The sequence below is a fragment of the Pseudoxanthomonas sp. genome (assembly GCF_036845285.1).
GTDB lineage: Bacteria > Pseudomonadota > Gammaproteobacteria > Xanthomonadales > Xanthomonadaceae > Pseudoxanthomonas_A.
This window is the reverse complement of sequence record NZ_DAIUEE010000009.1, coordinates 144,839-159,819: the sequence shown is the minus strand read 5'-3', so window position 1 is coordinate 159,819 and position 14,981 is coordinate 144,839. Positions and strand designations below refer to the sequence as shown.

At 63.9% G+C, this 14,981-nt stretch carries 11 protein-coding genes; 2 read left to right on the top strand and 9 right to left on the bottom strand.

Annotated elements, in window-relative coordinates:
• Positions 1 to 110: 110 nt before the first annotated feature.
• The 9 genes from V7060_RS12700 to rpmH all read right to left on the bottom strand — a co-directional run bounded on the left by V7060_RS12700 (position 111) and on the right by rpmH (position 11,667).
• The gene (locus V7060_RS12700; protein WP_334179611.1) at positions 111 to 1,100 is read right to left on the bottom strand and encodes an energy transducer TonB; all 990 of its coding nucleotides are present in this window, start codon (positions 1,098 to 1,100) and stop codon (positions 111 to 113) included.
• Positions 1,101 to 1,343: 243 nt separating this feature from the next.
• The gene (locus V7060_RS12695) at positions 1,344 to 3,266 is read right to left on the bottom strand and encodes an N-6 DNA methylase (protein ID WP_334179610.1); all 1,923 of its coding nucleotides are present in this window, start codon (positions 3,264 to 3,266) and stop codon (positions 1,344 to 1,346) included.
• Positions 3,266 to 4,114, bottom strand: a complete 849-nt coding sequence (dinD, locus tag V7060_RS12690) for a DNA damage-inducible protein D (RefSeq protein WP_334179609.1) — start codon at positions 4,112 to 4,114, stop codon at positions 3,266 to 3,268. Before dinD ends, V7060_RS12695 begins: the two co-directional genes overlap by 1 nt.
• Positions 4,111 to 5,301: a restriction endonuclease subunit S gene (locus V7060_RS12685; protein ID WP_334179608.1), complete on the bottom strand. Its 1,191-nt coding sequence runs from the start codon at positions 5,299 to 5,301 to the stop codon at positions 4,111 to 4,113. The genes dinD and V7060_RS12685 overlap by 4 nt, the downstream gene beginning before the upstream one ends.
• Positions 5,298 to 7,730: a DEAD/DEAH box helicase family protein gene (locus V7060_RS12680; RefSeq protein WP_334179607.1), complete on the bottom strand. Its 2,433-nt coding sequence runs from the start codon at positions 7,728 to 7,730 to the stop codon at positions 5,298 to 5,300. Before V7060_RS12680 ends, V7060_RS12685 begins: the two co-directional genes overlap by 4 nt.
• A 125-nt stretch (positions 7,731 to 7,855) precedes the next feature.
• Positions 7,856 to 9,196, bottom strand: a complete 1,341-nt coding sequence (mnmE, locus tag V7060_RS12675) for a tRNA uridine-5-carboxymethylaminomethyl(34) synthesis GTPase MnmE (protein ID WP_334179606.1) — start codon at positions 9,194 to 9,196, stop codon at positions 7,856 to 7,858.
• Between the two features lie 88 nt (positions 9,197 to 9,284).
• A complete protein-coding gene (yidC, locus tag V7060_RS12670) occupies positions 9,285 to 10,985 on the bottom strand; it encodes a membrane protein insertase YidC (RefSeq protein WP_334179605.1) in 1,701 nt (566 codons plus the stop codon).
• 13 nt (positions 10,986 to 10,998) lie between these two features.
• A complete protein-coding gene (rnpA, locus tag V7060_RS12665) occupies positions 10,999 to 11,439 on the bottom strand; it encodes a ribonuclease P protein component (RefSeq protein ID WP_334179604.1) in 441 nt (146 codons plus the stop codon).
• Between the two features lie 87 nt (positions 11,440 to 11,526).
• Entirely contained in the window at positions 11,527 to 11,667 is a 141-nt protein-coding gene (rpmH, locus tag V7060_RS12660) for a 50S ribosomal protein L34 (RefSeq protein WP_027083663.1), read from the bottom strand.
• Positions 11,668 to 11,937: 270 nt separating this feature from the next.
• Here rpmH and dnaA point away from each other — a divergent pair, with 270 nt between their 5' ends.
• Together dnaA and dnaN are read left to right on the top strand one after the other, a co-directional pair.
• Positions 11,938 to 13,266 (top strand): chromosomal replication initiator protein DnaA, encoded by a 1,329-nt coding sequence (dnaA, locus tag V7060_RS12655; protein ID WP_334179603.1) that lies wholly within the window; start codon positions 11,938 to 11,940, stop codon positions 13,264 to 13,266.
• Positions 13,267 to 13,714: 448 nt separating this feature from the next.
• Positions 13,715 to 14,815, top strand: coding sequence for a DNA polymerase III subunit beta (gene dnaN, locus V7060_RS12650; RefSeq protein ID WP_334179602.1), 1,101 nt, complete (start codon positions 13,715 to 13,717; stop codon positions 14,813 to 14,815).
• Positions 14,816 to 14,981: the final 166 nt, after the last annotated feature.

Here is a 14,981-nt window from a genome sequence, read left to right as displayed (position 1 = left end):
CAATGCTTCATGACCAAATCCTCGAAGATTTGGTCCGGTTTGGCTAGGAATTACCCAAAGAAAAGCCCGGCACGGGGCCGGCGTTTCGCGTCATGCGGATGCCGCGGCGATCAGCCGGGGCTGAAGCCGATCGTGCGTCGCGTGGTGACCGGTGCGTCGACCGGCTCGAAACGCCAGCGTCGCACCGCATTGAGCGCTTCGCGATCGAATACGCGGGCAGGGTTGGCGCGTACCACGCGTGCGTTGGTGACGGAGCCGTCCGTGCCTACCGTGATTTCCACGAGCACTTCGCCACTGGTGCCCGATCGCAGCGCTTCCGGCGGATACCGCGGCGCCGGCGTGCTGACCGCGCGCAGGGACTGCGCCTGCGCGGCGGCGGCGGGAACCGCAGCGCGCGCGGCGGCGGCCTGGCGCTCCGCGGCTTCCCGCTGCGCAGCCGCCTGGCGTTCGGTTTCCTGGCGCGCGGCTTCCGCACGCGCGGCTTCCTGCTGCTGGACGAGCTGCTGCGCGGCTGCAGCTTCGGTCGCACGCTGCTGCTCCGCCACCTGGGTCAAGCGCTGCTGCTCCTTCAGGCGGGCATCTTCCGCCGCCTTGGTCTTCGCGGCCTCGTCGGTGACGGCGCGCTGGGCAACGGCCTGTTGCGAGGCCGCGATGCTCTGCTGCAGGCGCGGCAGCGCCGGTGCCTTCGGATCGGCCTTCTCGATGATCGCCGACAGGCGCTGGGCCTCGGTGAACTCCTCGCGGGCGATGCTCTGCTCGGCGGCGATCAGCGTGTACGGCATCAGGTCGGTCAGCGCGCTGCTGACACCCGGATCGTTCGGCAGCTTGTCGCGCAGGGCCAGGTAATACTCCATGGCGTTGTCGCCACCCGGCGCGTAGATGCGGTTCTCGCGCAGCGCCTTGGTGGCGGCCTCGCGCAGCGCATCGGCATCCATCGCCTGGACCTGGGCGGATACCGCGGGCGGTGGCGGCGCTGCGGGCGCAGCGGCCGGGGTCGCCGCAGGCGCGGCAGCCTCGTCCTTCGAGCACGCCGCCAGCGCGACGATGAGCAGCAGCGGCACGGCGTAGCGCAGGCGCCCGGTGGTCTGGATCAAGGACATCGTTTCAACTCCCCCAAGTACGTTTCTAATGGTGTCGACAGCCCATCGACCCGCGCGGCAGCGCGGAACCGGGTATCGCGAATCTCAGCTCGGGCCCGCCGCCTGCCAGGCCCCGTCCGGGCTGGAATGGCGCGATGCCTTCCGGGTACCCCTACCCGGACGCCAGAGTACGTCGCCGCATCGGGGCTCACACTTGATGTCTGTCACACTTTTGGCGGGCTACTGCACATCTGCCGGATCTTGCTATGCCGGCGTCGCAAGCAGAGCGTTCAGCCGACCCAGTGCCTCGGCCACGATGCGTCCCTGCGCTTCAATGCTGGCGACGATCTGGGCCGGGGTGCGGTCGTCGATCACGGTGATCGCGTTCGGGTTGACTGCTTTCAGGTCAAATACCGTAGCGTCGATATCCGCCGCCCCTGCTTCAAGCTCGCGTGCCGCTTTTTCCTGTTCGCGGATACCGGCTTCCAGCGCCTCGATCTTTCTTGCCTTTTCCTTGTCGCGCTTTGACTGCTTCAGGGCTTCCTTCAGATCGACCACTTTGGCCTTGATGTCCGCCGCTCGATCCAGCAACGGCTCGATCTTCCCTCGCGCCTCTGCCCGGCGAGCGGCGATATCCACCGTCCAGGAGTAACGACTGTTGCCCTGAGGCAAACCCCGATGCGATAACAACCTTGCATAGCTGGGAAACGACTGGCCCGCGTTGGCTTCGTCAGCCTGCCACTCCGCCACAAGCGCGGCCGGCAAGGACTTTTCGTCCAGCATGCTGCCGTCTTTGGCGAAACCGAAATGCGCAAGCGTCAACGGTGTTTTCTTTCCGACCTTCACCCACGACAGGTCGTAGTACCAGATTCGTTCGGTTTTCTTGCCTTTGGTGAAGAACAACAGATTGGTCTTGACGCCGGCTCCCGCGGTGGAAAAGACGCCGCCTGGCAGACTCACGATGGCCCACAGGTCGCATTCGTCCAGCAGTTTCCGCTTCGTCTCGACGAACGCGCTTTCGTTGGTGCGGAACAGCAAGCCCTCATCCAGCACGATGCCGCAGGTACCGCCAGGTGCCAGCTCGGCCAGGATGTCCTGCACGAACAGGACCTGCGTGGACCCGGTCTCGAAGGCGAAGTTCTTCTGCGCATCCTTGCCCTCTTTCCCTCCGAACGGGGGGTTGGTCAGGATCACGTCGAACTGCGCGGGCGCCTGCTGGAAGAGCGCAGCGTAGGTGGCGCGCTTGGTCAATGCGTTGCCGTGCCAGAGGTTGGGCTGGTCGATGCCGTGCAGCACCAGGTTGGCCAGCGCGATGGGGAACACCAGATTCTCTTTCTCGCGGCCGAAGAAAGTGTCGTGCTTCAGCTTTTCGATGTCGGTACTGAGCGGAACCTGTCCTAGCCTCCGCGCAATGTGTTCGTACGCCACGGCGAGGAAGCCGCCCGTGCCGCAGCAGGGGTCGTACACCGTTTGCTCCAGTGAGGGGTCGACGGTGTGCACCATCGCCCGGATGACCTCGCGCGGCGTGAAGAACTGGCCTCCGTCCGAGTTCTTCTCGCCCATCTTCAGCAGGAGGTCTTCGTAGACCTGCGACAGGGTGAAGAAATGGGTGTCGTCCACGTGATCGATATTGATCTCGTGCACCCGGTCGAGGATATCGCGCAGGTTGGCTTCGTCGTCCACGCGGACGCGCTCCACCGCCGTCATGATGCGGCCGATGATGCGCTGCTTGGGTGTGGCCGCCGGGTTCGGCAGGCCCGTGCGCAAGTCGATATCGAGCGCATGCAGGTGCGGCAGCAGTTCCTTGTTGATGAAGTCGAACAGCCTGCCGTCGCCTGCGGCGAACAGGGCCTGCCGCTTCCAGCCTTGTCGCTTTCCTTCTGGCGTCTTCGGGTGATCGGCCTTGTCCGACCAGGGTGCGGCCCAGTCCTGCCAGCGATAGGGGCTGCGCAGCGCGGGGGAGAAGTCGGCACCGAGTACTTCGGCCTGTTCGGCATCGCGGGCTTCCTGCGCATCCAAGATGCGCAGGAACAGGATCCAGGTGAGCTCAGGGACATATTGCAGGGCGCTGGCGCAGTTCGAGCGCCGCATCACATCGCAGATGCTCTTCACGAAAGCGGACAGCGACTGCGTGCTGCCGATAGCCTTGGGGGGCTTGGCGGCGGGTGATTTCCTGGGACGTGCCATTACGTGTCTTTCTTCTTCAGTTGCTTTTTCTTGGCCGTCTCGAGCTGCCGGATGCTGCTCTCGGGCGCGGGCAGGTGCTCCGGCATGGTGCCGCCGAGTTCCTGGATGGTCTGGCGGACCTTCTGTCCAACCTGCTCGTGGGTGCGATTGGCCTGTGTCTTTCCCTGTACCTGATCGCGGCGCAGCTTCTCTTCGGTCTGGGTGGCGCGGAACAGGTTGGCGGCCAGTTCCGTGCTGCCCATGTGGTCGAGGATCTTCTGGCTCTTCTTCAGGCCCTTCCGGGTGTGGATGTCTTTGGCCCCAAGGCCGCCATACAGCCCTTTGTAGCCGTGATCCTGGAAGATGGCGTAGTCCAACGGGCTGTCCACGCCTGCCTCCTTGGCCGCTGCCGCCAGGTACTTGTTATGTGCGGCCAGTTCGTTGCGGATCGCTAGGCGCTTATCGTCCTCGGACAGCTGGGCGAACTTGCGGTCGTCTTCCAGTTCCTGGCGCCGGGTCTGCAGGGCAAAGTAAGTCTGGCCGTGGGCGATCACAGGCTTGGAAGGGTCGCCGTTCTGCACGATCAGGTAGCAGGCGTAACGTGACAGGTGCACGTCTTCCACAGGGCGCTGGGCGCCGGAGCCGATGGCCACCATTCCGAGGACATCCTCGAAATGGTCGTCTACGCGCTCATCGCTGTTCTCGCAGGCGATTTTTGCCCGCTCGATGACAGGCAGGAAGTGCCGGTACTCGGAGTACTCCAACACCTGCGCCAGCTGGCGCGCACGCCAGTATTCATTGCCCTCGTCATCGACATGGCGAATGCTGTCGAACGTGGTCGGATGCGGTGTGGAGTGCTTTCCGGTCATTTCACGTCTCCTTGTGGTGGAAAGGCTTGCGCCAGCAGCTTCTGCGGCAGGCGTTCGATCTCCGCCAGTTGGGCGATGGCGGCTTGATGGATGGCATCGGTCTCGGCTAGCGCCTCTTTCAGTTTAAGGGCGACCTCTTTCTGCACATCGATTGGCAATAGCGGAATTTCTATTGCCTCGACTTGTGCCGGCGACACGTGGGGTACACCAAGGCTTTGGTCGTGGCCAGATATTCCTGCAATGAAACGTGAGGAGTGCAGGAAAGCCCACAAAAAGTCTGCGTCAATGAATTCTTTCTTCATCAGGAATCGCCCGACTCGCTGCACAAGCAACGCTGGAAGATCAGTTCCGGAAACACGAGCTACTTTGATGCCGCTCGATATTAGAGGGCGGTCAAGGCTGACAAGGATGTCACCCCTTGCAAGCGAATAGTTCCGATAGCGACGTGCTTCAACCTCGTCTAGATGGACTACGTCATCCCAATAGACCTTTCCCGGGAGAATATTCGTGTTTCGAAGCAGCCGTGTACCAGAAAGTTGGAAGTCCTCGCTTTTGAAGGCAAAACCTGACTGAAGTTTCGCAGTAGCCGCGATTGGCTGCGTTACTTCGAACTTATCGAAGGTCGAATCAACCACTCTACTTCGTAGCAGACGCAACTCCCTGAGCTGTTCTTTTGCAGCCCGCGTTGCAACCTCAACTTCGGATAGTTGGGCTTTCAGGCTGGTGGCAATCTGGCGTTGCTTTGGTAACGGATACTCAGGGACTTCGAGCTCATCAAGAAAGCCGGCAATCAGGCTGTGCACGGTAGGACCACGCTTTACGCCATGACGCAGGACGAAATTCTGTTGTGCCCTCAAAAATAGAGCCAAGAATTCCGAATCAAAGCTTGCTTTTGGAACGAGGGCCTTGATGTCTTGGTTGAACGAGGAGTTTTGCCTGGCGATTCCAACCGGCAACGTATGCGCAAGTACGCCAGACCGCCCCACAACCAGAACTGTTCCGGCCGCAACGAGTCGTGCTGCCGATCCCTCAATCGCTTCGTCGCTTATCTGATCCTGAGAACTAGACAAGTCGAAGGACTTGATGTCTTTAGGTGAGAACCAGGGAATCTGACCATTCCAGAACTCGATCTTTCCCTTCTCAGGGGTTCCGCCACTGTAAAAATCACAACAATCCGCCAGCTTCATACGCCAAACAACCTCACCTTGGCATCCTGCATCACGTCAGCCGGGTTACCCAGCATGCGAAGCGAATCAACGCCTCCCGCACGGGCGATCTCCGGTACGTCCCAAAGAGCAGAGGTTTCCAGCGCTTCGGTTCCGCCCTGTGCAAACTGTGCACCCAGTCCTTTCAGCACGATGGCCGCGTTCGTCGCCATGCCATCGAACCAAGCCGCATGGCGGCTCACGTAAGCCTGGCCACGCTCCTGTCGACGCAGCGCACGCGCGTGATACCCATGCTTGCCGAAGAAGTCGTACAGGTCGAACTCGCCCATTCGGTCCACCTCCCGGATCACGTCCGGACTGAAGTTGTCGCCCAGCAGATGATCGATCAACTGGCGGCGCTTGCGCGCCTCGATCCACAGCCGGCGGAAATCGTCCAGGTTGTGCGCTTCGGACAGCACCCGCGCCATCACCTCGCGCCGGTACTCGTCCACCGGGATCGGCGTAGCCTGACCATTGCGGTTGGCCAGGATGAAGCGGCCCTGCGCATTCACCACCACGCGCTCGCTTTCTCCCAGGGAGATCCCGGCCACCGGCGTTGATGCGTACCCGTCACCGTCGCCCCCGTCTCCACCATCCGCCCCGCCGGCTCCGCCTGCGCCGCCGGTCCTGGGTGCCGCCGTGATGAACTCCGTACCGAACAGGTCGGTAACGCCGGTGTAGTCGTACAGCCAGAACTTGTACTTCTGCGTTTCCTCGTGGATGCGCGTGCCGCGACCGACCATCTGGTAGAACTTGATGGCCGACTGCAGGTAGCGGAAGAACACCACCGCGTTCAGACGCTCGATGTCCACACCCGCTTCCAGAAGATCCACGGTGCAGGCGATGAAGTCCCGCTCGCCGCTGCCACGCATGGTTTCAATCTTGTCCGCGCCCGCAGCCGCCGTGCACTTGAAGGCGTAGCTGTCCTTGCGCTCGCGCCCGTGGTCGCGGCACCACGCCGCGTACAGGTTGTTCATCTGCATCGCCACGCGGTCGGCATGGATGTCACGGGTGCAGAAGATGATGACTTTCTGTTCCGGCCCCCCGTTCTCGCAGAGCAGCGTAAACAGGTCTTCGCACATCTTCGGCGTGCGCAGGTCGATGAACAGCTCGTCGTCGAAGTCCTTGCCCGTGTATTCGGCCTTCGTCAGGTCCTCTTCGACCAGCGGCTTGCCGGTCTTGATGTCCCGTACCCCCGCGCGCAGGACGTCCTCGCGCGTGAAGGTGCGGGCATCGATGTCGGCCTTGCGCTTGATGATCTCGCAGGCGGCCAGATAGCCATCCTCCTGCGCCTGCGCCAAGGTGTATTCGTACACCGGCTCACCGAAGTACTGGACGTTGTGTGCCGTGATGGCGTCATCCGCCGCGACGGCCTCTTCCACCGCCCTCGACTGCTTTTCCCGCCTGGCGGGTTTCAGCTTGCGCGGCGTAGCCGTCAGGCCGATGTGGATGGCGTTGGGGTTGCGGGTCAGGACCTGCGACCACTTGCCCCACGCCGAGCGGTGACACTCGTCGATGACGATGACGCTGAAGGCGTCCTCACCGTAGTGATCGGTCAGGAAGCTGCCGTCGCCATCCTCGTCGATGCCCAATGTCTGGTAGGTGGCAATGTGGACGCGCGCATTCGCGGCCGCATTCTGCCCGCGTTCGGTCTGCACGATGCGGGCGTTCCCGCCGAAAGCCGCTTTCAGTTTCGTATAGGCCTGTTCGCGCAATTCATCGCGATCGCACAGGAACAGCGCGGGTTTGGGCAACATGCCTGCCTGCGCCATGCGCCACAACAGGTTGGTGGCGATGATAGTCTTGCCTGCGCCCGTGGCGAGCGTGAGCAGGACGCGCGGCGCGTTGCCTGCCTGTTGCTCCACGATGATCTTCTCGAACGCCGCCCGGATGGCAGCGTCCTGGTAGTAGCGGCTCTGCGCCCATGCCGGGCTATCGGCCTGAAACAGCACGTTTGCGGCAGCCGATGTCAGATCGATTCCCTTGTCCTTCGCGTAGCGGGTGCACAGATCGGCATGTGAGGGGAAGTCATGCATGGGATGCGGACCGGCCTGGAGCCCGCTCGGCTTGTCGTAGTCGCCATAAAGATGCCCGTTGCTGGCGAAGACATACTGCACATCGAAGCGCTTGCAGTCCGCATATCCCTTGGCCTGCTGCATGCCTTTCAACGGATCTTCCGATTCCTTCTTGGCTTCCAGCACGGCGACCGGCATGCACGAGGGCATGCCCCCGACCTGCACGCACAACAGATAGTCCGTGCGACCCGCACCCTTGCGACGGCGGCCTTTCGGCCCTGTCGGCTCCACCGGGGCGGGAGTTTCCAACTTGATCCGCTGAGGGTCGTCATATCCCTTGCCGCGCAGGACAGGGTCGATCAGGTGGAAGCGGGTTTCTTCCTCGTTGAAAGCCACGTTGTCTCCCGCTCCCGTATCACTCAGGGCACAAGAATAGCGGATTCCACGGTCCTCTCTGGAGCTGGCACAGCTGTTCAATCGATTCGTGCTTTCCGCTCGATTGCGTCTGCGCGTAGCTGTGACTATTTACCGATGCAGAACGTGGAAAAGATGTGGCCGAGCATGTCGTCCGCGCTGAGGCGGCCGGTGATCTCGCCGAGCGCATCATGGGCCAGCCGCAACTCTTCGGCCGCCAGTTCCAGCTGCTCGTGGTGCAGCTGGTCGGCCGCCGCGGAGGCGTGGCCGGCGGCGCGGTGCAATGCCTCCACGTGGCGGGCGCGCGCGGAGAACTCGCCGTCGCCGCCGTCGCTGGCCGATCCCATCGCGAGCGTACGCAGCCGTGCATGCAACCGGTCGAGGCCGATGCCATGCGCGGCGGACACGTACACGCGGTCGTCGGTGTCCGGCGGCACATCAACCAGCAGGTCGGCCTTGTTGTGGATCCACAGGACGGTGCCCACACCCTCGATGCCCTCCTGGATCGCCGCACGGCCCGCGTCGGGATCGCGCGCGTCGACGATCGCCAGCGCCACGTCGGCGCGGGCGAGTTCCGCACGCGCACGGCGCATGCCTTCGCGCTCGATCGCATCGCCGCCCTCGCGCAGTCCGGCGGTATCCACCAGATGCAGTTCCAGTCCGTCCAGGCGGATCGTTTCACGCAGCGTATCGCGGGTGGTGCCGGCGACATCGGTGACGATGGCGCGGTCGCTGCCGGCCAGCGCATTGAGCAGCGAACTCTTGCCGGCGTTCGGCGGACCGACGATCACCGCATGCACGCCATCGCGCAGCTTGCGGCCGCGCTCGGCATCAGCGATCAGCACATCCAGACGTTGCCGCGCGTCTGCCAGCCGCGCGCGCACCTGTTCGCCGCCCAGCGTGTCGATGGATTCGTCGGCGAAGTCGATCGCCGCTTCCACATGCACGCGCAACGCCAGCAGCGATTGGCCGATGCCGTCGACGCGCTCGGAGAACACGCCGTCGAGCGAACGACGCGCCGCACGGGCCGCTCGCGCATCGGCGGCGGCGATGAGGTCGGCGATGGCCTCGGCCTGGGCGAGATCGAGCTTGTGGTTGAGGAAGGCGCGTTCGGAAAACTCGCCGGGTCGCGCCATGCGCGCACCGAGTGCGCAAGCGCGTGCAAGCAGCTGCTGCAGCACGACCGGGCTGCCATGCGCCTGCAGTTCGACCACGTCTTCGCCGGTGAAACTGGCGGGACCCGGGAACGACAGCGCGATGCCGTCGTCGATCACCTCGCCGTCGCCATCGCGGAAGCGGACGTAGTGCGCATGGCGCGGCGCCAGCGCACGTGCGCAGATCGCGTTCGAGATCGCGCCGGCCATGGGTCCGGACAGGCGCACGACACCAACGCCACCCGCACCAGCCGCGCTGGCGATCGCAACGATGGTGTCCTGGGCTGGCGTCATGGGTGCGGATTCGCAGAAGAGCTTTCAGGGTAGCGGAAACACGAAGCCCGCCGGAGGGCGGGCTTCGTGGCATTGCAGCGCGTGCGGATTACTTCGCGATCGCGGTCTTCGGCGGCGTGGCCGATTCGCCGTGGCGCTTGGTCATCCACCACTGCTGCAACAGGCCCAGCGCGCCGTTGGTGACCCAGTACAGCACCAGGCCCGAGGGGAAGAAGGCCATCATCACGCCGAACACCAGCGGCATGAACTGCATCATCTTCTGCTGCATCGGGTCCATGCCCGGTGCCGGCGTCAGCTTCTGCGTCAGCCACATCACCAGCATGTTGAGCACCGGCAGGATGAAGTAGGGATCGCGCGCGGTCAGGTCCTGGATCCATGCGAACCACGGCGCCTGGCGCAGCTCGACGGTTTCCACCAGCACCCAGTACAGCGCCAGGAACACCGGCATCTGCACGAGGATCGGCAGGCAGCCGCCCATCGGATTGATCTTCTCCTTCTTGTACAGCTCCATCATGGCGACCTGGAACTTCTGCTTGTCGTCGCCGTAGCGTTCCTTCAGCTGCTGGATGCGCGGCTGGAACTTGCGCATCTTGGCGAAGCTCTTGTACTGCGCGGCCGACAGCGGATACAGCGCCAGCTTCACCAAAATCACCAGGCCGATGATCGACCAGCCCCAGTTGCCGATGAAGCCGTGCAGGAAGTTCAGCACCCAGAACAGGCCCTGGCCCAGCAGCGCGAGGATCGCGAACTGGCTGTAGTCGACGACGCGGTCGATGCCGGGCGCCTTGATCGCATGGATCTTGTCGACCAGCTTCGGGCCGACCCACAGGCGCGCGGTGGTCGTGGCCTGCTGGCCGGGACCGACGTTGACGCCCGGACCCATCTCGCGGATCAGCGCGCGCGTGCCGTTGTCGGGCTTGTCGAGTGAGATGGTGGTGGTGTCGTCCGCCTGCGGAATCCACGCACTGAAGAAGTGGTGCTGCGGAATCGCGATCCAGCCACCCTTCACCTGCTGGTTGACGCGGCCGTCTTCCAGGTAGTCCTCGTTGAACTTGCGGCGCTGGTAGCTGCCGTCCCACCAGGTGGCGCCGTTGAAGCTGAAGGATTCCGGATTCGTCATGCCGCTCTTGACCTGCGGCGGCGTGCGCAGCAGCTGGCGGTAGATCGTGCCCTGCCAGGTACCGCTGCCGGCGTTGACGACCTGGTCGCGGACCTCGATCTCGTAGCTGGCGCGGGTGAAGGTGTAGGTGCGGCGGATGGTCACCCCATCCGCGCCCTGCCAGATGAAGGGCACACTGACGCTGTCGGCACCCTTGGCCAGGGCGACGTCGCCGGCGCCGTTCTCGGGCCTGAAGGCATGGTGGTCGGGCGCCTTCGCCGCACTGCTGACCCACCCGCTTTCCGCCGCGTAGAAATGCTGCGGGTCTTCGCTGAAGAGGCGGACCGGGCCGCTGCCAGGCACCTTGCTGAGCGGGTAATGCAGCAGGTCTGCCTCCAGCACGCTGCCGCCATCCAGCACCAGACGCAGGACGTCGGTCTGCACGGTGACACGCGGTGCCGCGGTGCCGGGTGCCGCAGCCGCCGGCATCGGCGCCACGGTGGGTGCGCTCGGCACGCTTCCAGTCGACGCCGCATCGGGTGCGACTGCGGCCGGGACGGTGCTGCCCGCCGCCTTGGTCGTCTGCGCGGCGACCGCAGGGGTCGCGGGATCCGCCTTGTTCCATTCCAGCCACAGCAGGGTCGCCACCATCAGCCAGGCGAAGATCAGGAATACACGGGTCTGGTTCATCAGGCAGGCAATCTCAACCGGCGTCGGAAACCGGTTTGGTCGAAGAAGAAGGAGTGGGTGGCGGCGCAGGCGAATTCAAGCCCGGCGGCATTGTGCCGCCCGGTGCCGGTGCCGGCAATGCACCGGCGCGTATCAGCGTGCGTTCGAAGGTCGCGCGCAGCTGGCCCGTATCGGCTTTCGCCGCAGGCGTGCGTGCGACCACGACGTAGTCGCCACCGGGCAACGTGGCACGCAGGCGACGGAAGTGTTCGCGCAGCTGGCGTTTGATGCGGTTGCGCCCCACGGCGCGGGTGTCCACCTTGCGGGACACCGCCAGGCCGAGGCGCGCCGGTCCATTCCCCGGCAACCAGTGCAGGCTCATCAGTGGATCGGAGGTGCGGCGGGCCTGCTCGAACACGCGCGCGTAATCTGCGCCTGCGCGCACCCGCGCGCTGCGCGGGAAGGCCGTGGTCATCTCAGCAAGAAGCCCGCTCGTGAACGGGCGGGCTCCTTTCGATGCAGGGAACGCATGGATGCCGGCCGTCCATCGACGGCCAAGCCATCAGGCGGTCAGGCGCTTGCGGCCCTTGGCGCGGCGACGGGCCAGGATCTTGCGGCCATCGGCCGTGGCCATACGGGCACGGAAACCATGGTCGCGCTTGCGCTTGAGGTTGCTGGGTTGGTAAGTGCGCTTGGTGGCCATGGGGCCCTCGGGCGAGTTCGGGTGGAAAGAACCGGAAATTCTATAGGAGCCACCAGCTTACGGTCAACCACTCATGTCCTTTCGATACACGGATCCCCGCGCGGCACCGCAATGGCGTGCCCCGGGACCACTCATCCACATCTTATGCACAGGATCGTTGGCGGGTACCGGCGCCGGTGGTAGTCTGGCCGACCCCATTGATCCCGCCCCGCGCTGCCCGCGGCAACGCGGGATGGCCTGTTCGACCCCACTCGCGAGTTGTTCCACCTGATGGATGCCTGGCCCCGTTGCCTCGAACGCCTGGAAGCCGAATTGCCGGCCGAGGATGTACACACCTGGCTGAAGCCCTTGCAGGCCGAGCAGCGCAGCAATGCGATGGTGCTGTACGCGCCCAACGCCTTCATCGTGGAACAGGTGCGTGAGCGCTACCTCGGCCGCATCCGCGAATTGCTGGATTATTTCGCCGGCCACGACGATGTATCGCTGGAGATCGGGTCCCGCAGCAAGGCGATCGACGCGCCCCCCGCAGCCGCCATGGCAAGCGGCACGGGTATCGCCGCGCCGTCGGAACCGTTCGCGGGCAACATGGACACCCATTACACCTTCGACAATTTCGTCGAGGGCCGCAGCAATCAGCTGGGTCGTGCCGCCGCGTGGCAGGCCGCGCAGAAGCCGGGCGACCGCTCGCACAACCCGCTGCTGCTGTACGGGGGCACCGGCCTGGGCAAGACCCACCTGATGTTCGCCGCCGGCAACGAGATGTTGCGGCAGAATCCGAGGGCCCGCGTGCTCTATCTGCGCAGCGAGCAGTTCTTCAGTGCGATGACCAAGGCGCTGATCGAGAAATCGATGGACCAGTTCAAGCGCCGCTTCCAGCAAGTCGACGCGCTGCTGATCGACGATATCCAGTTCTTCGCCGGCAAGGACCGCACCCAGGAAGAGTTCTTCCACACCTTCAACGCGCTGTTCGACGGCCGCCAGCAGATCATCCTGACCTGCGACCGCTATCCGCGCGAAGTGGAAGGCCTGGAGCCGCGCCTGAAGTCGCGCCTGGCGTGGGGCCTGAGCGTGGCGATCGATCCACCGGACTTCGAGACGCGTGCGGCGATCGTGCTGGCCAAGGCCCACGAACGCGGCGCGCAGATTCCCGACGACGTGGCCTTCCTGCTGGCCAAGAAGATGCGCAGCAACGTGCGCGATCTGGAAGGCGCGCTCAACACGCTGGCGGCGCGCGCCAACTTCACCGGCCGCGCCATCACGCCCGAGTTCGCGCAGGAAACCCTGCGCGACCTGCTGCGCGCGCAGCAGCAGGCGATCAGCATCCCTAATATCCAGAAGACCGTGGCAGACTACTACGGCCTGCAGATCAAGGATCTGCTGTCCAAGCGGCGGACGCGTTCACTGGCACGTCCGCGGCAGGTGGCGATGGCCTTGGCCAAGGAACTGACCGAACACAGCCTGCCGGAAATCGGCGACGCGTTCGCCGGCCGTGACCACACCACCGTGCTGCACGCCTGCCGACAGATCCGCACGTTGATGGAAGCGGATGGCAAGTTGCGGGAAGATTGGGACAAATTGATCCGGAAGCTCAGCGAGTAAACGCGGCAACGTGTTCAAGCGCGCGGCGCGACGTCAGAATGATGGCGCCCACGCCGCCCGGACAAGATCGTCACGATGCCGGGATTTCGTGGATACGCGTTGTGGCGGTACGCGGGACCGGATTGATGGTTGGGAGTTGCCGTTCGGTTGCAGTTCGTTTCCGCAGGCCATAGCGCCACTGTAGACAGGGCGATCAAGGCGGGCAACGGACAACTCCGTGGGCAAGTGGATGGCCGATCTGTGGATAAGATGTGTGCTGTTTCAGCGTTCAAAGTTGTCCACAGGTTTGACTGCAGGTTCACCACCCCATGTCCACCGGGTTGGTTGAAGAAAAAACAGAACAGATTCATGTGGTTATGTAGGTTTTCCCGGATTTTCCGGCCTACCACCACCACCAGCTTTTAAGCTTTTAGTCTTAAAAATCCAAAGCGAAGGGGCTCCAATACTCATGCGTTTCAGTCTGCAGCGCGAAGTCTTCCTCAAGCCCTTGGCCCAAGTGGTCAACGTGGTCGAACGCCGGCAGACGCTGCCGGTCCTGGCGAATTTCCTGGTACAGGTGCAGAACGGGCAGCTGTCGCTGACGGGTACCGACCTGGAAGTCGAGATGATTTCCCGCAGCGCAGTCGATGACGCGCAGGACGGAGAAACGACGATTCCGGCGCGCAAGCTGTTCGACATCATTCGCGCCCTGCCCGATGGCAGCAAGGTCACCGTCAGCCAGACCGGTGACAAGGTCACCGTGCAGGCCGGCCGCAGCCGCTTCACCCTTGCCACGCTGCCTGCCAACGACTTCCCGTCGGTGGACGAGGTTGAAGCGACCGAACGCATCGAGGTCCCCGAAGCGACGCTGAAGGAACTGATCGAACGCACGTCGTTCGCCATGGCCCAGCAGGATGTGCGCTACTACCTCAACGGACTGCTGTTCGACCTCAGTGAACGCACGCTGCGCTGCGTCGCCACCGACGGTCACCGCCTGGCGATGTGCGAATCGCAGCTGGAAGGCGCGCCGGTCGGCAAGCGCCAGATCATCGTGCCCCGCAAGGGCGTCACCGAACTCCAGCGTCTGCTGGAAGGTGGCGATCGCACGCTGGAACTGGAAGTCGGCCGCAGCCATATCCGCGTCAAGCGCGACGATGTGACCTTCACGTCGAAGCTGATCGATGGCCGTTTCCCGGACTACGCCGCGGTGATTCCGATCGGTGCGGATCGGGAAGTGCTGCTGGATCGCGAAGTATTGCGGGCTGCCCTGCAGCGTGCGGCCATCCTGTCGAACGAGAAGTATCGGGGCGTCCGCGTGGAGGTATCGCCCGGCCAGCTCAAGATCAGTGCCCACAACCCGGAGCAGGAAGAGGCGCAGGAAGAGATCGAAGCCGACACCAAGGTCGACGGCCTGGCGATCGGGTTCAACGTGAACTACCTGCTGGATGCCCTGTCGGCGCTGCGCGACGAACATATCGTCCTGCAATTGCGCGATGCCAATTCGTCGGCCCTGGTTCGTGAGGCGAGCAGCGAGAAATCACGCCATGTGGTGATGCCGCTGCGTCTTTGACCCGTCTGTTCCACGTGGAACACGATGCATCGCCCGGCCTGTGCCGGGCGATGTTGTTTCAGGCGTCTGCAACGGATCCGCCACGGCCGGCGCAATCGCCCACGCTAGAATTTGAGCCATGACGCTGTTGTCCGCCGCCCGTATTGCCGCCCCTCGCTCGCGCCAG